General features: G+C 38.0%; 17 protein-coding genes and 1 riboswitch. Of the genes, 13 read left to right on the top strand and 4 right to left on the bottom strand.

Annotation, left to right across the window (positions count from 1 at the left end; all coding sequences use genetic code 11):
• Window positions 1–83 precede the first annotated feature (83 nt).
• Complete coding sequence (locus tag B0I26_RS12280) at window positions 84–743, top strand: response regulator (RefSeq protein WP_111645721.1); 660 nt, start codon at window positions 84–86, stop codon at window positions 741–743.
• Between the two features lie 215 nt (window positions 744–958).
• Window positions 959–1,047, top strand: a riboswitch (cyclic di-GMP riboswitch).
• 32 nt (window positions 1,048–1,079) lie between these two features.
• Here the strand turns inward: B0I26_RS12280 and B0I26_RS12275 are convergent.
• On the bottom strand, window positions 1,080–2,915 hold the full coding sequence (locus B0I26_RS12275) for an IS1182 family transposase (protein ID WP_245934778.1): 1,836 nt from the start codon (window positions 2,913–2,915) through the stop codon (window positions 1,080–1,082).
• Window positions 2,916–3,325: 410 nt separating this feature from the next.
• Between B0I26_RS12275 and B0I26_RS12270 the strand changes: the two genes are divergently transcribed.
• From B0I26_RS12270 to B0I26_RS12225, 11 genes are all read left to right on the top strand, one after another.
• Window positions 3,326–4,879, top strand: coding sequence for an HD-GYP domain-containing protein (locus B0I26_RS12270; protein ID WP_111645720.1), 1,554 nt, complete (start codon window positions 3,326–3,328; stop codon window positions 4,877–4,879).
• The gene (locus B0I26_RS12265) at window positions 4,840–5,421 is read left to right on the top strand and encodes an ATP-binding protein (RefSeq protein ID WP_111645719.1); all 582 of its coding nucleotides are present in this window, start codon (window positions 4,840–4,842) and stop codon (window positions 5,419–5,421) included. The genes B0I26_RS12270 and B0I26_RS12265 overlap by 40 nt, the downstream gene beginning before the upstream one ends.
• A 283-nt stretch (window positions 5,422–5,704) precedes the next feature.
• Window positions 5,705–6,532: a PP2C family protein-serine/threonine phosphatase gene (locus tag B0I26_RS12260; RefSeq protein WP_111645718.1), complete on the top strand. Its 828-nt coding sequence runs from the start codon at window positions 5,705–5,707 to the stop codon at window positions 6,530–6,532.
• A gap of 541 nt (window positions 6,533–7,073) precedes the next feature.
• The gene (locus B0I26_RS12255) at window positions 7,074–7,400 is read left to right on the top strand and encodes an STAS domain-containing protein (RefSeq protein ID WP_111645717.1); all 327 of its coding nucleotides are present in this window, start codon (window positions 7,074–7,076) and stop codon (window positions 7,398–7,400) included.
• Between the two features lie 74 nt (window positions 7,401–7,474).
• Window positions 7,475–7,840, top strand: a complete 366-nt coding sequence (locus tag B0I26_RS12250) for a PP2C family protein-serine/threonine phosphatase (protein ID WP_111645716.1) — start codon at window positions 7,475–7,477, stop codon at window positions 7,838–7,840.
• A 14-nt stretch (window positions 7,841–7,854) separates the two neighbouring features.
• Window positions 7,855–9,906 (top strand): flagellar assembly protein A, encoded by a 2,052-nt coding sequence (locus B0I26_RS12245; RefSeq protein WP_111645715.1) that lies wholly within the window; start codon window positions 7,855–7,857, stop codon window positions 9,904–9,906.
• Between the two features lie 20 nt (window positions 9,907–9,926).
• Window positions 9,927–10,253, top strand: a complete 327-nt coding sequence (locus tag B0I26_RS12240; protein ID WP_111645714.1) for an STAS domain-containing protein — start codon at window positions 9,927–9,929, stop codon at window positions 10,251–10,253.
• A gap of 32 nt (window positions 10,254–10,285) precedes the next feature.
• The gene (locus B0I26_RS12235) at window positions 10,286–11,029 is read left to right on the top strand and encodes a LytR/AlgR family response regulator transcription factor (protein WP_111645730.1); all 744 of its coding nucleotides are present in this window, start codon (window positions 10,286–10,288) and stop codon (window positions 11,027–11,029) included.
• 312 nt (window positions 11,030–11,341) lie between these two features.
• A complete protein-coding gene (locus B0I26_RS18355; protein WP_181502885.1) occupies window positions 11,342–11,512 on the top strand; it encodes a hypothetical protein in 171 nt (56 codons plus the stop codon).
• Window positions 11,513–11,910: 398 nt separating this feature from the next.
• A complete protein-coding gene (locus B0I26_RS12230) occupies window positions 11,911–13,845 on the top strand; it encodes an ATP-dependent DNA helicase (RefSeq protein WP_111645713.1) in 1,935 nt (644 codons plus the stop codon).
• A gap of 140 nt (window positions 13,846–13,985) precedes the next feature.
• Complete coding sequence (locus tag B0I26_RS12225; protein WP_111645712.1) at window positions 13,986–15,503, top strand: carboxypeptidase M32; 1,518 nt, start codon at window positions 13,986–13,988, stop codon at window positions 15,501–15,503.
• Between the two features lie 33 nt (window positions 15,504–15,536).
• On the opposite strand, the gene B0I26_RS12220 is transcribed toward B0I26_RS12225, so the two are convergent.
• Genes B0I26_RS12220 through B0I26_RS12210 form a run of 3 tightly spaced genes read right to left on the bottom strand, consistent with a single transcriptional unit; the run spans window position 15,537 to window position 17,830 of the window.
• Complete coding sequence (locus B0I26_RS12220) at window positions 15,537–17,183, bottom strand: b(o/a)3-type cytochrome-c oxidase subunit 1 (RefSeq protein ID WP_111645711.1); 1,647 nt, start codon at window positions 17,181–17,183, stop codon at window positions 15,537–15,539.
• Window positions 17,180–17,656 carry a cytochrome c oxidase subunit II gene (locus tag B0I26_RS12215; protein ID WP_111645710.1) on the bottom strand — a complete coding sequence of 159 codons (477 nt, stop codon included), beginning with the start codon at window positions 17,654–17,656 and terminating at the stop codon, window positions 17,180–17,182. Before B0I26_RS12215 ends, B0I26_RS12220 begins: the two co-directional genes overlap by 4 nt.
• A gap of 21 nt (window positions 17,657–17,677) precedes the next feature.
• Window positions 17,678–17,830, bottom strand: coding sequence for a cytochrome c oxidase subunit 2A (locus B0I26_RS12210; protein WP_111645709.1), 153 nt, complete (start codon window positions 17,828–17,830; stop codon window positions 17,678–17,680).
• A gap of 630 nt (window positions 17,831–18,460) precedes the next feature.
• On the opposite strand from B0I26_RS12210, the gene bluB reads away from it, so the two are divergent.
• Window positions 18,461–19,153, top strand: coding sequence for a 5,6-dimethylbenzimidazole synthase (bluB, locus tag B0I26_RS12205; RefSeq protein WP_062898383.1), 693 nt, complete (start codon window positions 18,461–18,463; stop codon window positions 19,151–19,153).
• The last annotated feature ends 70 nt before the right edge of the window (window positions 19,154–19,223 follow it).

Below are 19,223 nucleotides of genomic sequence, written 5' to 3'. Positions count from 1 at the left end.
AACCGTAGGAACTACGGGGATAGCCTAATCAATTAGAGTTCGATAGAACTCTGTACTTAGGAATCCACTATGGCTTTAGCCTAGTGGTAGTTCAAATTCATGTGGAAGACAGCGGGATTGGTATTGCAAAAGAAGAGTGGGAAAAAATTTTCGAGCCGTTTTACCGCATTAAAGGAACTCATGCTGACGGCACTGGAATCGGCCTCTCCCTTGTGAAACAGCTTGTGCACTTGATGGGGGGAGAAGTGGGGATGGATAGCACGTTAGGAGAGGGAAGTGACTTTTGGTTCAGTATCCCCATCTCCAAAAATATTTACCATGATGAAAGATATGACAGAGAGATTGACAAACAATATCGAAAGCGACTTCAATCGATGCAAAAGAAAATTTTATATATCGAAGACAACGAGGCGAATTTGCAGTTAGTAAAGGAAATTTTTGAGCCGTATCCGAATATCACACTGCGATTGGCGATGAATGGACAAGAAGGAATTAAAGCTGCTCTCAATGAAAAAGTAGATTTAATATTGCTGGACATCAATTTGCCGGATATGAGCGGATATGAAGTGTTTGAAATTTTGCAGGGGAACGAAATAACAAAGTCGATTCCGGTCATTGCGCTAAGCGCTTATGCGATGAAAGATGAGCTTCAAAAGGCGTTGAAGAAAGGGTTTGCACAATATTTGACAAAGCCGATTCATATCGAACAGTTTTTAGAAACGATTGAGAAACTACTAACATAGTTTTATAGGAATCTGGACTTGCTTACCCCATGGCTTTTTCGTTTTCATGGCGATATAAGAGTGGAAGAATTTAATTTTTTGTTGCAAGATTGTAGTATATTCTGCTAAAATATTACAAAAAACTAGTATAAAAAAGCTAGTCTAAAAAGACTATGTTGTTGCGTAGTTTGCTTGTTAGATAAAAGATAGGAAAATATGGTGTAATATAGTTGCAACCCCGATAAAGGCAAACTTCGGGAAACCGGAGGACGCAAAGCTATAGGGGCTACGGTAGAACATTCTGCTATGCCAGCCAGCTGCCGAAAGGAGGAAGCGAAAAATGGAGTTGAAGCTGCGCTACTTTAGCATCCAAACCATGGATGCTAAACCGTAGCTAACACATAAATGAGGGGGGCTGTCCGATAAGTCCCTAAAATGAAGCAAGTGGAGAAAAACAATTCGTTTCTCTCCACTTGCTTTTATATTTTTTCGATTTTTATCTGAAAGTAGCTGGCGGATGCCGGCTACTTTCAGTATGTTGTGGGCTAATGCCACAATTCCAAACTCGACATGTACCTTGTCGAGACCCCGCAATGAAAATCTGCGGAACGACCGATTGCCCTTGATGTGACCGAACGCACTTTCTGCCTCGACTTTGCGTCGAGCATAGATGGCGGCTTTCTCTTCACATTCAAGGGCTGTTTTGGCCTTTGCTTTCATTTCTTCGAAGATGGGATTCCAGTGAACTTGACGATTTCCCTTCGCTTTTGTGCATTTCGCTTTCAATGGGCAATCGGTACAATCTTCACATTCGTATATTTTGAAGCTTTGCTCATAACCAGACGGATTCTTTTTGTTTTGATATTTTTTAAACGTTACTTTTCTTCCATTCGGGCAAATAAAACAATCATCCTCTTCACAATAGGTCCAGTTTTTCGCATTTTTGATGTCCTTTTTGTATTTGCGTGTCTGTTCTTGTACATAGGATCCATAAGGAATGAGAAAATCAAATCGAGGCTCTTTCTCATCACCAATCGCATATACATAGTTTTCTTCACTGCCATATCCTGCATCTGCGATGACTGTTTTGGGCATCGGTAATGAAGTGGACGCTAGCTTCTCCAAATGTGGGATAAAGCAACGTGTATCGGTTGGTCGTTGATGAATGGTATAAAACAAGATAAACTGATTCTCTGTCCCGATTTGCACATTATACCCTGGCTTCAGTTGACCATTTTTCATATGATCTTCTTTCATTCGCATAAAAGTTGCGTCTTTATCCGTTTTTGAATAGCTGTTACGATCGCCAAAGATTTCGTTCTGCTCCTTGTATTTGGCTAGTCGAGGTAAAAAATTTTCTCGAATCAGTTTTAAAGGTTTTTTCCATTTCTTGCGTTCTGCTCGTTTTTCCTTCCGAACTTTTGTATCGGATTCCTGTTCGATTTCCTCTGTTAGGATTTCGACTTTTTCTTCTAATTTTTGAGCGATGGCTTCCAAGTTCTGTTCCGTGATTTCTGGATCTTCTTTCGCCTCTTTTTGTGCTGTTCCTGCTTCTAATTGGGTTAATTCTTGAATGTACTGAAGTGTTTCTTGAATTTTTTCTCTTAACTTCGCTTCCAATTTCAAGGTTGATTTTTTCCACACGAAAGAATACTTATTGGCATTGGCTTCCATCTTAGTACCATCCAAAAAGTAGTTTTCCATCGTGATGTAATTTTCTTCAATCGACTTCAGAATCATCGCTTCAAATAACTCATCCATTAGGACCTTCATCCGTCCGCCTCGGAATTCGTTGATTGTCCGGAAATCTGGTTGTTGCATCGCTGAAAGCCACATGGCAGGAATATTTTCTTTAACGAGTTTTTCGATTCCTCGACAAGAATAAACCTTTTGAGAATAAGCATACAGAATGATTTTCAGCATCATTTTGGGATGATAGGAACTTCTGCCGCCGCCTTTATAATGAGAAAACAATAGCTCATCTGGTACAGATTCAACCATTTCATCCACTACTCGTGCGACGTGATGTTCGGGTATGAGGGCTTCAATATCAAAAATAACTTGAATTTGACGGTTGTCATAGGGTTTAAAAGTAGGGGCTAATTGTCTTTTAGAGAGCTTTTTTTCCTCTGTTTCTGGAAAAAGTGTCATTTGCGTGTTATAATTTTTAGTAGTAATCATTTGATTGCTCATAAAAAAATCGTCCTTTCTGTAATGTTGTGTCGCAACTTCATTTTACTAGAAAGGACGATTTTTTTGTGCATTTTTTTTTAAAAAGTGAAAAAATGAGGGGCTTCAAAAAGTCAGTTACCCTGACTTTTTGGACAGCCCCTTTTTACAACTGATGCAATAACAGATGAATGTTCCAATATAACACATTTTTACTAGTAGAATAGTTCGCTTATCTTAATTACACATCGTATTATTTTCACAACAAGGAACGTGGAACGCTGGTTTATTTTAGCTGGCATTATGATACCCTATTTCTTCAAAAAAATTCTTTGACAATCTTTACGCTGGTTGGCAATTAGTATCAGAGATGTTTTCGGAGGAATCGGCCTTATTCTCTTTATTGTGCGAAATTCATTGAGAGGGCAGCGAGAATGAAAGATAAAAACTGGTATACATGGACAATATTCAATATAGGAATTTTGTCAATTCTTTATATGATCTTCCACCTTCATATCGACCGCTGGCTTGAGTTTCTCATGATTATATTATTCATTTTTTGTTTAGATTTTTTCACAATTAACCTTCCGAGCGGTGATCGGTATAACGGAAATATTGTCGGTTTTTTATACGTATTATTTGAGTTTCATTGGACAGCGGCTGTGTTGGCGTTTAGTGTTAGTATATTAGTCTATAACTTAACACATTTTCCATTTCGACAAATTAAATGGTTCCGATTTGTTGTTTCAGTTGGAATGTACTCTATTTGTGGATTAGCGACATCACTTGCTATTGATATGACAAAAGAAATGCCTTTGTTTGTGCGCATCTTTCTCGCTATTTGTACGTTTGAGCTAACGAATCAGTTAATTTTATCCGGAATTTTTCGCACTGGCATGAATTTTCCGTTCTTTCATCATTTTAAAGCGAATTTACAGGAGTTTATCGTCCCTATTCTCGCTGGGATGATCGTTTTGTCTAAGCTATTAATGACCGATAGCGTACAACAATTGGCACACGAAGTGTTGTATGTATCTTTCTTTTTAGTCATTATTATCTTTTTTTCGGAAAATTACATTCAACAAGTTTTTTTGCGCCAGGATATGTCACGTGAAATGGTCCGCCTTCTTGAAAGCCGTATTGCTTCGCGCATTACAGGCCATGGGGCGCGTGTGGGGGCCATTTGCGAAGCGTTAGTTGAAACATTCGAATATCCTAAACGCCGGCGGCCTGATTTAATTCAAATGGCGATTATTCATGATATCGGCAAATCGTTTTTACCTTCTTATATGTTTGAAAAACGCGGAGCTTTAACGCTGTCGGAAGAACGAGAATATAAAAGTCATTGCGAAAAAGGTGCTGAAATTATAAAAACGATTTATCCGAAAGGTCCGTGTGCCGATTGGGTGTTGTACCATCATGAACGGTGGGATGGAAAAGGATTTCCGCAAGGGTTAAAAGGGGAGAATATTCCGCTTGAGTCGCGGATTTTGGCGGTTTGCAATCGGCTTGATCATATGATGGTGTGCCATCAGGACGATGTGACAGTATATCAGCTGCTGCAAAAGCAGGCCGGCACTGTTTTGGACCCGGGGTTAGTTCAAAAGATTGACTTAAGCTTGATTTCAAAAATTCGTGCTACAGTAGGATTTGAAGGAGCTGTGCCGGAAGAGGAAGAGCGCCTGAAACACAATATGAATCGAAATGAAGGAAAACAGTATAAGGAAAACAGTATATCGGACAATCCGCATTATTGCTCTATACAGATCATCTCATTAACGATACGAATTTACTATTGCCGGAAGAACAAATTTCACAGCTGGCGAGGCTTTCAAAGGAAAGCGGGCAAAAGTTCCATGAATTTATCGAACTTCCGGACAAAACATATGAAGTTTATTTTTCTCCATATGGTGAGGAAGTTTTTATATTCGTCCATGATCTTACACCAATGCTTGAGTTCAAAAAGAAAACAATGCTGCAAATTTTAAAGTCGTATCAAGATGTTATTCGTACACTGTCTAGCAATAAAATTCATCTTTGCATGCATGAGCAAGAACTTTTAGCTCATCTCGGCGATTATATTGATTCAATGCCGATTCATAATGTAAACGATGTTCCGCGTAGCCGTGCGTTTGTTTCGCAATATATATCTAACTATTCTATCATAAAATCGAAAATGGAAGTATTGCTGGCTGTGAGTGAAGCGACAACGAATCTAGTGAAACATGCAACAGAAGGTGACATTTCTTTATTTTTCAAAAATGATGTGTTTCAAGTGTTGGTTACAGATAAAGGATCAGGTATTCCGCTGCATGAACTTCCGAAAACGATTTTAGTTTCTGGCTATAGCAGCAAGCGCTCTTTAGGGAAAGGATTCTCATTAATGAGCACGCTTTCGGAGAGGGTTGTTGTCTATACTTCATCTGAAGGAACAAAAATTCTTTTGGAATTTGCTTGTCAACCTCATATAAATAATAAAGATTCTGAAGAAGAAAACAATAATCATGTCATGAACACATTAACCTCTTAATTTTGGGCAATTCTCTATATGCATATTACGTGCAAAAAGAGTGAGAATTGCCCATTGTTGCCAGATGCTGATGCATTTATAGCATGAATGGTTATGGTTTGTATGCATCATATCTAAACTTGACTGATTCAACAGATGTAGGAGCAATGATTCATACCATTTGCCGTTCTTAAGAAAAAATTTTTAAGCCCCGGCTTGAAGGAACGAATAAACCCGCTGAGCATATTTTTCAAACAGTAGGGTTATATGAAATTTTAGAAACAGTTCAGGGAGAGGTTACGTAATGTACTTCATTAAAGACTTATCGTTTGTTGCTTCAAAAATCTCTGCCGAAAAACAAATGATCGATAAAACATTAGAGCGTGAAATACATTTAGCGAGCAATATTCAGATGAAATTACTAAACGGAAAAATTCCTAAATTTGAAGGTGGAGAAGTTTTAGGGATTTCTCTTCCTGCGCGGCTTGTTGGCGGAGACTATTATGATTTTTATTTATTAGGCAATGGGAAGATTCGTGTTGTAATAGGTGATGTCATGGGAAAAGGAATTCCCGCAGCTATGTTGATGATTTTGACAAGAGGAGCTTTTCGAAGTGCATCCGAGAGCACAGACAGCCCAGGAAAGACGCTGACGGCTATGAACCAAGCATTATACGAAGATTTGCGAACATTGAAATCTTTTGTCACGCTCTTTTGTGCTGATTGGGACCCGCAGACAGGCATACTTACATATGCGAACGCGGGGCATAATCTACCGTTATTTATCGATGGAAAAGAAAGAACTGTAAAAGAGCTTCCAAAAGTATCAGGGATTATGATTGGCGGGCTTCCAAATCAAGTTTATAAAGAAGGAGCAATTCAGCTTAAAAACGATGATATTATTTTCTTTTACACTGACGGAATCTTGGAAGCTCAAAATAAAGATGGCCATCAATATAAAATGGAACGGCTTGTTCATACTTTAGTGAGCAACATTGATAAGGGGATAAAAGAAATGGGACAACGTGTGGTAGATTCTGTAAACTTGTTTACAGAAGGGGTTCCGCAAAAAGATGATATAACAATGGTTTTATTAAAGGTAATTAATGGTAACAATCAATATCGAGTTTGAATGATCTAATCACAAATTTGCAGGGAACTCCTATAATAATATAAATGAAGATAAACGAATAGCTGTAAAAATTTCTGTATAAGTTCAGATTGAAAAAACGGCATAAATAAAGCATTTAAGGTTCGGGCAAAAGAGCAGTTAAGACTCTTTTATATATGTCGGAAAATCAATCTATATTTATATGCTGCAAACAAACGGTAGAAAAGTTATCCTTACTTTTCAATAGATAATTTTCTTTTTACATCATTTTAAACCGATAAAAAAGTCAGCTTTTTTGCGTAATATGTCTTTTTTGAATGTCGATTAGTATAAAATTTTGTTTAAAGTGCTTCGAGTTTGTTAGACAAAAATGGATGAAAAAGCTATATTCTATTAATCGAACTACTTCTACTTTGATTGGGTTATACCTTGCTCATTCAGAAGGTGGAGTCTTCTCGCTTAAGATAACTAAAGTTTCCATTTTGGATAGAAGATGATCGTGAAGTTTCTGATGATATAAATTGCGAAAATAACTAATAAATTGCTGAAAGGAAGGATTCGTATGACGTTGTCAATTCAAAAGGAATCCTCAGGCGGAACGACTGTTTTAAAGATTCATGGAATATTAGATATATCAACAGCATTTATGCTCGAACAGTTCATTCAAGAGATGGAGAATGTGCGAGAGCTGATTATCGATTTCTCTAATCTTGAATTCATAGATTCTACTGGAGTAGGAGTCATTATGGAATTTATTTATTTGTCGCAAGAAAAATGTTTTACTATTCGATTTCAGGGGATCGATGAACAAACATCCGAAATCTTTGAAACAATCGGTTTGTTTAAAGTATTAGAGGTATTTCAGGGAGGTCACTCCAATGTGTTCTAATAGCTCTGCATTTTTAATGACCTCTCTGGGCTCCAAACAAAAAACTTTTTACTTATGCAACAGCTGGACATAACATGCCGTTATGTTTTAAAAGTAAAGAAAAGAAAATAAAAGATCTTCCAAAAGTATCATTATGGTTGGTGTTCTTCGGAATCAAGGATTATGAAGAAGCGAGCATACAACTCGAAGCAAATGATACAATTCTTTTTTATACCGTTGGGATTGTCGAAGCTGAAAATAAATTAGGTGAACCGTTTAAGAGAGAACGACTTACTTTTGTTTTATCGCAACATGGTGATGAAGATGTAGATGGCATTCAAAATTCGCTCATTCATTCTATTTATGAATTTACAGGAGATGTTATCCAAAAAGACGACATTACAATCGTTATTTTTAAAGTAACAGATGAACAAAAGGGGAATGCATCTACTTTTTTATAAAGGGGTAGATTAAAATGGGTCAATCCATTATTGCAAAAGGACGTACGATTCATGATGCTATTCATATCGGTCTTGATATACTCGGGGCAACGCGTGAGCAAGTAGAAATTGAAATTATTCAACAAGAAACAAAAGGGATTTTGCGCATCGGCTCAAAGCCGGCCATCGTAAAGCTAACAAAAATCGAGCAGGCAGAAAAAACAGTACCGGATATAGAGGATATGATTCAAAGCATAGATATAAGTGAAGATTCAAAGACAAATAATCCTGCTAAAGAGGAACATAAAGAAGTGATATCAGATGATCATTTAGAAGGAAAAGTATGGGTTCATAACGGGAAAATATTTTGCAAGACGTCACCCTTATATTATCCGACGATTACAGCCGGACGCGGAATAAAACTTTATAAAAATAATGAATTAGTGAACGGTACTATTGTAGTGACAGAAAATGATACGTTTGAAATCAAGACAGAAGAAGAGGTTGTTGAGACAAAATGGAAGATTATGATAGATGAGAATAAATTAAATGCGATTTTATATATCGAACCAGGGATGCGAAAAACGTATACCATTCAGGATATTGATCCTAGTCCGCATATTGAGCTTAATGGCGAAGAACATATTGAAGTGATAAACGACCTCGATTATGAACAAGTATTGCAAGAACTTCAGCGATTAGATATTGTTCACGGAATTAATCATGAAGCCATTCTGGAAGCGTTGAATGTGACGAAAGCTGAAAAGTTTGTCATTGCTAGCGGTATTAGCCCGATACAAGGGAAAGATGGCTATATTGAACTGTTGATAGAGATTGATTCAGAAAACAAAAAGCCAATGATTCGTACGGATGGTACGGTCGATTTTCGAGAACTGAACAATATACCTACAGTCAATAAAGGACAGGTCATTGCTGTTGTCCATCCGCCGGTACAAGGTACACCTGGCATTACTGTGACAAATGAAACCATTTTGCCGAAGCAAACGCAGCCTATTTTTGTTCAGCTCGGACAAGGAGCCGCATTTGTTGAAAATGGAACAAAAATTGTTGCAACAGAAACTGGCCGGCCATATTTCGAACAAAATGGACTTCTTGTAAAAGTATCTATTGTACCAAAACTTATTCACAGTGGAGATGTAAATATAACTACCGGAAACATTCGTTTTAAAGGTGATGTCGAAATATTGGGAAGTGTTGAAGACAGCATGAACGTACAAGCAGACGGAAATGTTTCCGTTTTAAAAAATGTAAATAAAGCGAACATTACTGCGAAACAGTCCGTTTATATTGGACAAAACGCCATTGGCAGCACGATTATTTCCGGAAATCATAATATTTTTGTTTCCGAAGCCGCTCATTTACTGATGCAAATTCAGATGCAAATGGAAAAATTTATTCTTTCCATTAAGCAAGTCATGAATGCATCCGCGTTTAAAGTGACCGATTTTCATAAAAAAGGGCTGCTTCCTCTATTCAAATTGTTATTAGATCATAAATTTCGCACGTTGCTGACAACAATAAAACAATATATCGAAATGTGCAAACGCGGAAACAATCTTCTCGATGCGAAATGGGCTAAATTAGGCGAGAATTTGCACAGCTGCTTCTTATCCTCTGTTCCAAACGAATGGCATTCGCTAGAACGGCTTAATCAGCTGCTCAATGATATAAAAGAACTGTTGGTCGAACATTCGATACCGAATGAGAAGTATTGTTCGATTGAATTAATGTACGCTTTAAACAGCGTCATTTATTGTTCAGGAGATGTTACAATATATGGTAAAGGATGCCATCATTCAAAAATACACGCCGGCGGAGTTTTAAAAGTGAATGGAATTGTCCGGGGCGGAGAACTATATGCCCGGTTAGGAGCGATCATAAAAGAAGCCGGTTCCGAAGGCGGAGCGCCGACACGCATCAGCGTTCCAGCTGACCAAAAAATAAGAATTGACCTTGTTAGAGAAGGAACCATTATCCAAATTGGAAAAATAAGATATACATTTCAAAAAGAAGAAAGATGGATTGAAGCATTTTTAGATGAACAAGACCGAATCATATTTCGTTAAAAAGGGAGAGAAAAGGGAGTATGTTTTCATATGAACTAATTGAAAGTAACGAAAGAGCAGTCGTTTATTTTAAAGGTGATTTAGACATTGAAGTAACAGAAATTATGGAAGAACAAGTCATTCCTCTTTTAAAAAATTATAAAAAAGTTGATATTAATATGTCTGAAGTGCTCTTTGTTGATTCGACCGGGATCGGTTTATTAATCAATTTAGTCGATACGTTAAGAAATACGGAAAATGGTATAAAAGTGACCATTTCCGATATTCAGCCTCAAGTGCAAGAAGTGTTTGACATCATCCAGCTAAAAGAAATATTAGGTGAGGAGGTTTTTGTGTTAAGTACGTGACAATCATGCAAAATCGAAAAGGGACAATAAAGGTGGAAACGTTAACGGTACTAATAGCTGATGATGATGCAGTTTCACGGTCCCTCTTGCGTCATTTCATCAACCTGTTGCCACAATATCAAGTGGTTGGTGAAGCGGCAAGCGGGGAAGAATTCATCCAACTGGTAATGAGGGAAAAACCGGATATCGTTTTAGTCGATATTCATATGCCTGATTTAAATGGGCTTGAGGCTGTGAAATCGTGCAAAGAAATACTTCCTACGCTGCAAGTTATTTTTACAACCGGCTATGATGAGTTTGCTGTAGAGGCATTTAATATATCTGCTGTTGATTATATTGTTAAACCGATTGAAAGAACCCGCTTATTCAGCGCTTTAGAGAAAGCAAGAACATTTATTCGTCTATTAAGGGAATCGAAATATTCTTCCGAAACGAATCAGAATAAAAAGATTGGCATAAAATCACAAAACGCATTCCTTTTCCTTCCAATGAAAGATATATTATTTATTGAAAAAGAAGGACGTAAAACGGTTATTCATACATGCGATGAAAGATATGAGACGAATGAGTCGCTGCAAGAACTTAGTGCAAAATTAGACGATTATTTTTATAAAACACACCGTTCATTTCTTGTAAATTTAAAGAAGGTTGTAAAAATCGAAAGTGTTGGAGAGACTTTTTTAGCTCATTTTTCAAACAGCAATAAAGTGGCTCATATTTCTAAGTTAAAAATTAACGAAGTTCAAGAGAAAATTCTTAAATATCACGATATATGATCGTTAGCGGATTTTTCATGCGAAATCATTCTGAACACGATTCAGTTTCCGGTGAGGCTGACCCAAAAGACGAGTGTCCGACCCCATAACACGATGGGACATATTTAGTGGTGCGTGAGGTCGGATACTCATGGGTCAGCCTTAATAATGATTGCTGAGAAGTTAACATTGCCAGAAATATTGTCCCCGTACTTTATCCTTCTTTATCGGCGATTTCCGCTTTTATCAACGAATTTTTCGGAATGATTTTTTGTTTTTTACATACAATACAAATATTGTCAAAATATTACTTTCTCGGAGAGGTGATTAAGCATGAAACACCCGTCCATTGATTTAATCAAAATTTCACAAGCGATCGACCATACTTATACTCTTTTACAAAAACATGACGTTGCAACGGAAGGAATCAAACAGATCGAAGTGGCCAAAGATGTATGGAAACAGGCGTTTACACATGTATTGTCAAATACGTTACGGGTATGATAGTGTTACGATTAAAAATAGTCAAACAGCTTTCAAAATACACTATTTTCTTGTCTTTTGCAGATGAGAACGTTTTTTCACTACCTATTGCATAAGGAGAGAATAAAATAGTTGAGAGCAGTTCATTAATAGAACAACTAAACATCAGAATAAAGCAAGAGGCTGTCTCAAGCCCAAGGTCAGATCCCGCAGCACAATATAGGACATCTAGGATAAATGAGCCTATATATTGTGAAATACGCGTAAGGTCAGACCATGATGAGACAGCCTCTTCAATTGTCATGGAGGGAAACAAACATTTTAGGGGGAATGATTTTATTATTGTTATTGACTTATTTGTAAATATCGATGATAATAATAGCTTGTTATTCTTAATTTTTTGGAGGGTTTTGTCGACGATGAGCCATGAGCGATATCCGTTTTCTGTAGGGAAAAACGAGAATTTTTTTGACAAATTAAATGAATGGATTGGCGATGTGTTTTATGATATTTTACCTGAAGCAGGATTTGAGCTGCGCGATGAACAAGTTTATATGGCCTTTCAGCTGGAACGGGCTTTCAAGGAAAAGAAAGTCATTTTTGCCGAAGCAGGGGTAGGAACGGGAAAAACGATTGTTTATTTGCTTTATGCGATTTGTTATGCACGCTATACAGGGAAACCAGCCATTATTGCCTGTGCGGATGAAACGCTGATCGAGCAGCTCGTGAAAAAAGAAGGGGATATTGCTAAGTTGTCAGATGTGCTACAGATGCAAATTGATGTTCGCTTAGCCAAATCCCCTGACCAATATTTATGTTTACAAAAACTAGATAACGCTTTGCTGGAAGATGAAGATATAGAGCTTTATGAGCAAATATTTGACGAACTCCCTGTCTTTGTGCATGATACGCAGCCATTACAAAGTTTTTACCATTATGGCGATCGCAAAGAGTATCCGCACTTAAACGATGAGCAATGGAGTAAAATTGCGTGGGATCCGTTCCAAGACTGCTTTACGTGTGAAAAGCGTCATCGTTGCGGACAAACGTTATCGCGCGAACATTACCGAAAAGCGGCCGATCTCATTATTTGCTCCCATGATTTTTACATGGAGCATGTGTGGACATATGAAGCACGCAAGCGGGAAGGGCAGCTTCCTCTTTTGCCGGAAGCGAGCTGTGTCGTATTTGACGAAGGGCATTTATTAGAGTTTGCCGCGCAAAAAGCGCTCACGTATCGGATGAAAGAAACAACGCTTGAAAAATTGCTGAGCCGTTTATTAGAAAATGATATTCGTGAAGAGTTAGCATATTTAATCGAAGAAACGCTGGAAATAAGCGCGCACTTTTTTGATGAGTTAATAAGATGCGGACGCGAAGTCGTTGGCTCAAATCGGCAAGAAATCCATTATACCGATGAATTAATTCGCTTGGCAAAACAGTTACATAGCAACATTGTGCAAATCGGTAACGAACTTGTTTTTGAAAGTGAAACATATACCATTGACCATTATGTATTAAATATTGTTGATGAATATTTAGAGCAAATTGAACACTCTCTCACTCTTTTCATTCATAATCGAGAAGCGATTACATGGCTTGAAGCGACAGAGGAAGAAAACACGCTTGTGATTATGCCGCGCACCGTTCAAGAAGTGCTGCGCGAAAGAGTGTTTTCCAAACGCATACCGTTTATTTTCTCCTCTGCTACATTATCGAATCAAAAATCATTTGCATATATGGCAGAAAGCCTTGGCATTGATGAATATTTATCATTTAGTGTTGACTCGCCTTTCAACTACGACGAGCAAATGACCATCTATATGCCGGTCTTTAAAAACGATGAAAATTTATTTGCGAATAAATATGAATATGCTCTCGCGAAACTTAGAGAAACAAACGGTCGCGCTCTTATCTTGTTTCCTTCTAAACAGGAACTGAAACAGTTTAAAAATGCAGTGAACGAAGAGCATCAATTTACGTTTTTGTTTGAAGGAGATATGGAAATAAGTGAACTTGTGAAAAAGTTCCAACATGAAGAAGAGACGATTTTATGCGCAGAGCATCTATGGGAAGGATTGGATGTACCAGGACCATCTTTATCGAACGTCATTATTTGGTCGCTTCCATATCCGCCAAATGATCCAGTGTTTCAGGCGAAGCGGAAATCAAGCGATAATCCATTTTGGCAGGTGGATGTACCATATATGATTTTGCGCCTTCGTCAAGGAGTAGGCCGCCTTGTGCGCAGCCACCAGGACAAAGGCATTGTTTCGATTTTTGTGACGAGCGATGAAGACGCAAAAGTCATCGAAACGATTAAAAACGTATTACCGACTGATGTAAGCGGCTGAGTCTAAAGAAAAGTGTCAGACCCCGTACCACGATAGGGCATATTAGTGGTGCGTGAGGTCAGACACTTTTTTATATTAAAAAAAGGATTTTTTTTCATTTTATCGAATGATCTGTTATGAGTGAGAATAGGAGGGACAGCATGGTGAATCGTATTCAAAAAATAGAAGAACAATTTTTAAACTATGTAAGAAAGATGATGAGCTATAATGAAGCAATTAGTTTAATGTATTGGGATTTGCGCACCGGCGCTCCGAAGAAAGGTGTCGAGCAGCGTTCTGAAGTGATTGGCGTGCTTTCGCAAGAAGTTTTTAAAATGTTGACATCAGAGGAAATGGCAGCGTATATCGCCAAGCTGTCGCCAAAAGATGTGCAGGAACAGCTTTCTCATATCACGCGTTATACGTTAAGAGAATGTATGAAAGAATATGAACGAAATAAAAAAATTCCTGCTGAGGAATATAAAGAATATGTTGTGATGCAATCGAAAGCTGAAGCGGTATGGGAAGAAGCGAAAAAAAGCGCCGATTTTTCCATGTTCCGGCCTTATTTGGAAAAACTGGTACAATTCAATCAAAAATTTATCCACTATTGGGGATACAAAGATCATCCATATAATACGCTTTTAGATTTATATGAGCCTGGCATGACGGTTGAAATATTAGACGACGTCTTTAGCTGCCTGCGTGAGCGCATTGTTCCGCTTGTTAAAGCGATTGTACAATCAAGCAATAAACCGAGAACATCGTTTTTATTTGCAAAGTTTCCAAGAGAGAAGCAGCGCGAATTAAGTTTAGCCTTGTTAAAAGAGCTTGGTTATGACTTTGAGGCAGGACGTTTAGACGAAACGGTTCATCCGTTTGCGATCGGCTTAAATCCAGGCGATGTGCGGATTACAACGAAATATGATGAAAACGATTTCCGCACGGCTTTATTTGGAACAATTCATGAGTGTGGGCACGCCTTGTATGAACAAAACATATCAAAAGAGCTTGTCGGCACCCCATTATGTTCGGGGACATCGATGGGGATTCATGAGTCACAATCGCTTTTTTATGAAAACTTTATTGGCAGACATTATGCGTATTGGAAACGAAACTATCGTTTATTAAAAGAATATGCCCCGGAACAGTTCGCTAATGTTTCACTTGATGAATTTTATCGTGCGATTAATGAAGCAAAGCCTTCACTCATTCGCATTGAAGCGGATGAATTAACGTACCCGTTGCATATTATGGTTCGTTATGAAATTGAAAAAGGATTGTTTAACGGAACGATTGAAGTGAAAGACTTGCCGGACATTTGGAACGATAAGTATGAAGAATATCTCGGCATTCGTCCTGACAATGATGCTGTTGGTGTGCTGCAAGATGTGCATTGGGCAGGGGGAAGTTTCGGCTATTTTCCTTCTTATGCGCTTGGTTATATGTATGCGGCTCAATTGAAAAATGCGATGGTCAAAGATCTCCCGCACTTCGATGAATTGTTAGAAAAAGGCGATCTTCTTCCAATTCGTGAGTGGTTAACAGCGAAAGTACATTGTTTTGGAAAAATGAAAAAACCTCTCGAAATTTTGCAAGAAGCAACAGGCGAAGGGCTCAATGCCGATTATTTAATTTCTTATCTGGAAGAAAAGTACAAAACGATTTATCGGTTGTAATAAAAACCCGCCCTCTTAGAGGACGGGTTTTTATTACCATAGCTTATAACCTTTGGAGCCTGGCGGAGCGTTTTGAATCATATCGATAAACGGAATTGTGTAAGCAATTAAAATGAGCGCTACGGTAATGCCAATCCAAAGTTTCCAGTTTTCAAAAACAAGCGGCGTACGTTCTGCTGTTTCTGCGACTTCGCCGACAGGGAACTCTGTTTCACCTTTAGGCGCAAAGAACGCTAAGTTAGTAACAATGATGAGTACTAAAATAATACCGATGAAAAGAATTGTTCCACCGATTGCTTGAGCGATTTGATATGGAATCCACTCCAATGCCTGCGGTGAGTTGCCGTATGTTGAGAACGCAGAGCGGCGCGGTGCACCAAGCAATCCGGCAAAATGCATCGAACCGGACATGAATAACATGCCAACTGCCCAAACAACAGTTTGTACAATCGCTAAACGATTCATTGTTTTTGTCATGACACGTCCTGTTAAGTGCGGAATGAGCCAATATGCCGCCCCGAAGAATGTTAAAACGACAGTTGTTGCTAATGTTAAATGGAAATGTCCTGTTACCCAAATTGTATTATGGACGACTTGGTTTAATTGGTGGGAAGCGTTTATAAGCCCACCTGCTCCAGCAGGAATGAAGAATAGCATCCCAACAAACGGCGCGAAGAACCGTGCATCGCCCCAAGGAAGTTTGCGCAACCAGCCGAAAAGTCCAGCAGCACCTTTTGAACGGCCGTACATTTCAAATGTCGCAAACATTGAGAACGCCGTCATTAAAGATGGAATCACAACCATGAATGTCAAAACAACCTGCAAGTATTTCCATGCCGGATCAATACCTGGTTCCACTAATTGATGGTGAAAGCCGACCGGGATTGAGAAGATTAAGAATAAGATAAACGATAAACGAGCTAATGAGTCCGAGAAAATTTTTCCACCAATGATTTTTGGAATGACAACATACCATATCATATAAGCTGGTAATAGCCAGAAATAGACAAGAGGGTGACCAAAATACCAGAATAATGTCCGGCTTACTAATATGTTAATTCGCTCAACAAAACCTAAAGACCATGGTAATAATTGAATAAGCACGGTTGCTGCAACACCAAGAGAACATACTAGCCATAAAATCATGTTCACAACAGACATAAATGTAAGCAGCGGACTTGTTTTTCCTGGGTTCGCTTTTTTCCATTTCGCATAATGAGCAAACATTGCAAAGCCGCTAAGCCAACTTCCGACAACAACGAGTGTTAAGCCGATATAAAAGCCTGGATGCGCTTGCAATGGAGCGTAGAATGTATAAAGGACAGATGCTTCACCAATAAGAATATAGAAAGCAGTTAACGCTGTACCGATTGTCATTACCCAAAAACCGAGCCAGCCGGTCGTGCGTGCCTTATCAGAAAGAGTGCCTGCTGTCCGGCTCACTGCTGCAAATTGGAAACCGATGATAAAAAATGTTGTTAACACAAGACCAAGCAGTACACCATGAGTAGTTAATATGGTATAATAATTAATGTTTGCCGGCAGAGTAAATTTTCCTGACCGGACTAATACTTGCAATAATCCGGCTAAGCCACCGAGTGCTAATGCGATAAAGGCAACGTATATATGTGCCATTGCCAGTTTTGCATCGCGGCGGTCGACTTTCATTGTTTCGTTCATTGTTTATCCACCACCTTTACTTTTGCTGTCATCAAGTGATGACCTGTACCGCAATATTCGTTACATAAAATCGTAAATTCGCCTGTTTCGTTAAATGTTTTTGTAAACGAGTTCACATATCCCGGTTCAACCATCATATTCACGTTTGTGCCTACCATCTCAAAACCGTGGATCACATCTTTTGTTGTCACATTGATGGTCACTTTTGCTCCTTTTGGAATTTCAATTTGATTAGGCGTATAAGCAAAAGCAGAAGCAACAATGTTTAATTGATATTCGTTATCTCCGGTTTTCACTAAACCTGGTTTGTTAAATGGAGGAGTTTGGTCTACTTTTTCAGGATCAATCGTTGTTAAACAGCTTGGGGGCTGATTTCCTTGGGCAAATGCGCTCACACCGACAATGGTTAAAAACAAGAATAATGAACCGATTCCGAAAAACAACCAAATCTTCTCATACTTGTGCATATGCATATCGTCTTACTCCCCTTTCTCTCATAGACGATCTAAAAACAGAAAATATACGCCAACCCATGTGAAAATAAGGAAAAATCCAAGTAAAAACACAGATGCAAGAGTACCTTTTAATGAGGAATGTTCCTCTGTTTTTACTTTTGTTTTCTTATCAGTAAGCTGTGGCATTGCCATCCTCCCATTCACTCCTTTCCGTTAATCCCCAAAAAAATCAACATCTACACTTTGATCATACAAAACGCTTTGTAAAATGCTAGGTGATTTTCAACGTTTCACAAATTGTTCATTGATCACTTTATCACTATGATAAACGTAAGAAATTGATATGATAGGGATTTTTCTCACCTATCGCATCATTTAAATGTGAAGATATTGTGAACATAAAAAATGGAGAAAGTGATGATTGGAGAGTTTTAAATGGTTGCCCTTTAGAAGGAAAACGCGTTATTGTACAGTGCGGAAAAATGAAAATGTATTTGCATCTAGAAAAATGCCCATTAGAATCAGTTGATTAGAGAACAGTTAATCGAAAAAAATAATTAATTAAACGAACATTAAACAGAAGTCTAAATTTTTTATTTTTGTCATCACCTCTCTCACTGTTTTTTGATACAATCTATACAAATGTTAAATTTTATGACTAACACGTCAAAAATAAGACACTTGGAGTGTTTCCAATCGTCTCAATGGAGGGCGGATATGGCACTTACAAATAATCACAATAAAACAGAACGTCATTATCAATTTAACAACTTAACAATAATCTGAATTACATAAATTAATTATAAAAAGGAGGGAGAAGCGGTGAATCGTCTTTCAAAGGAAGAAAAAATGGGGGTATATAAAGCGATTTATAATCGTAGAGATATTAGAACGTTTTTAAAAAATCCCATTCCTACAGAAAAAATTAAAAACATATTGCTGGCAGCTCATCATGCACCTTCCGTTGGTTTTATGCAGCCTTGGAATTTTATTTTAGTAACAGAAGATCACATAAAGAAGCAGTTAGCGGAAATTGTGGACAAGGAGCGGCGTGCATTGGCCATTCATTATGAAGGTACAGAGCGGGAGCTAAAATTTCTTGAATTAAAAATAGCAGGTATTACTGAAGCTCCTTTAACGATCTGTGTAACGTGTGATCCATTTCGGGGCGGTGATCACGTATTAGGAAGAAATTCAATCCCCGAGACAGATATTATGTCCGTTAGCTGTGCAATTCAAAATATGTGGTTAGCGGCATATGCAGAAGGATTAGCAATGGGATGGGTGAGCTTTTATAAAAAAGCGGACGTTAGAAGAATCCTTCAAATTCCATATCATATAGACCCAGTTGCACTAATTTCCATTGGTTATACCGAAAATTATCCGGAAAGACCAATACTCGAAATGAAAAACTGGGAAACACGCAAAGAATTACAAAAATTAGTATTTGACAATACATGGGGAAAAGAAACAGATATGTTATTGAATACAGATGAAACAAACGAGGTTAAATAATTTTAGCTCGGTTCATTTATATAAAAAACGTCATTTTCTTTTTCTGATAGATGAAAAGGAAAATGACGTT

The sequence above is a fragment of the Paranoxybacillus vitaminiphilus genome (assembly GCF_003259935.1).
Taxonomy (GTDB): Bacteria; Bacillota; Bacilli; order Bacillales; family Anoxybacillaceae; genus Paranoxybacillus; species Paranoxybacillus vitaminiphilus.
The sequence above is the reverse complement of the archived record's forward strand: the minus strand, read 5'-3'. Positions and strand labels throughout refer to the sequence as shown.

Bases quoted from the DNA above. Each gene is read 5' to 3' on its own strand.
- B0I26_RS12265 (WP_111645719.1), top strand. From the start codon at position 4,840: ATGCTTGAGTTCAAAAAGAAAACAATGCTGCAAATTTTAAAGTCGTAT.
- B0I26_RS12260 (WP_111645718.1), top strand. From the start codon at position 5,705: ATGTACTTCATTAAAGACTTATCGTTTGTTGCTTCAAAAATCTCTGCC.
- B0I26_RS12245 (WP_111645715.1), top strand. From the start codon at position 7,855: ATGGGTCAATCCATTATTGCAAAAGGACGTACGATTCATGATGCTATT.
- B0I26_RS12225 (WP_111645712.1), top strand. From the start codon at position 13,986: ATGGTGAATCGTATTCAAAAAATAGAAGAACAATTTTTAAACTATGTA.
- B0I26_RS12240 (WP_111645714.1), top strand. From the start codon at position 9,927: ATGTTTTCATATGAACTAATTGAAAGTAACGAAAGAGCAGTCGTTTAT.
- B0I26_RS12270 (WP_111645720.1), top strand. From the start codon at position 3,326: ATGAAAGATAAAAACTGGTATACATGGACAATATTCAATATAGGAATT.
- B0I26_RS12210 (WP_111645709.1), bottom strand. From the start codon at position 17,830: ATGGCAATGCCACAGCTTACTGATAAGAAAACAAAAGTAAAAACAGAG.
- B0I26_RS12215 (WP_111645710.1), bottom strand. From the start codon at position 17,656: ATGCATATGCACAAGTATGAGAAGATTTGGTTGTTTTTCGGAATCGGT.
- B0I26_RS12250 (WP_111645716.1), top strand. From the start codon at position 7,475: ATGCCGTTATGTTTTAAAAGTAAAGAAAAGAAAATAAAAGATCTTCCA.
- B0I26_RS18355 (WP_181502885.1), top strand. From the start codon at position 11,342: ATGAAACACCCGTCCATTGATTTAATCAAAATTTCACAAGCGATCGAC.
- B0I26_RS12275 (WP_245934778.1), bottom strand. From the start codon at position 2,915: ATGAGCAATCAAATGATTACTACTAAAAATTATAACACGCAAATGACA.
- B0I26_RS12220 (WP_111645711.1), bottom strand. From the start codon at position 17,183: ATGAACGAAACAATGAAAGTCGACCGCCGCGATGCAAAACTGGCAATG.
- B0I26_RS12255 (WP_111645717.1), top strand. From the start codon at position 7,074: ATGACGTTGTCAATTCAAAAGGAATCCTCAGGCGGAACGACTGTTTTA.
- B0I26_RS12230 (WP_111645713.1), top strand. From the start codon at position 11,911: ATGAGCCATGAGCGATATCCGTTTTCTGTAGGGAAAAACGAGAATTTT.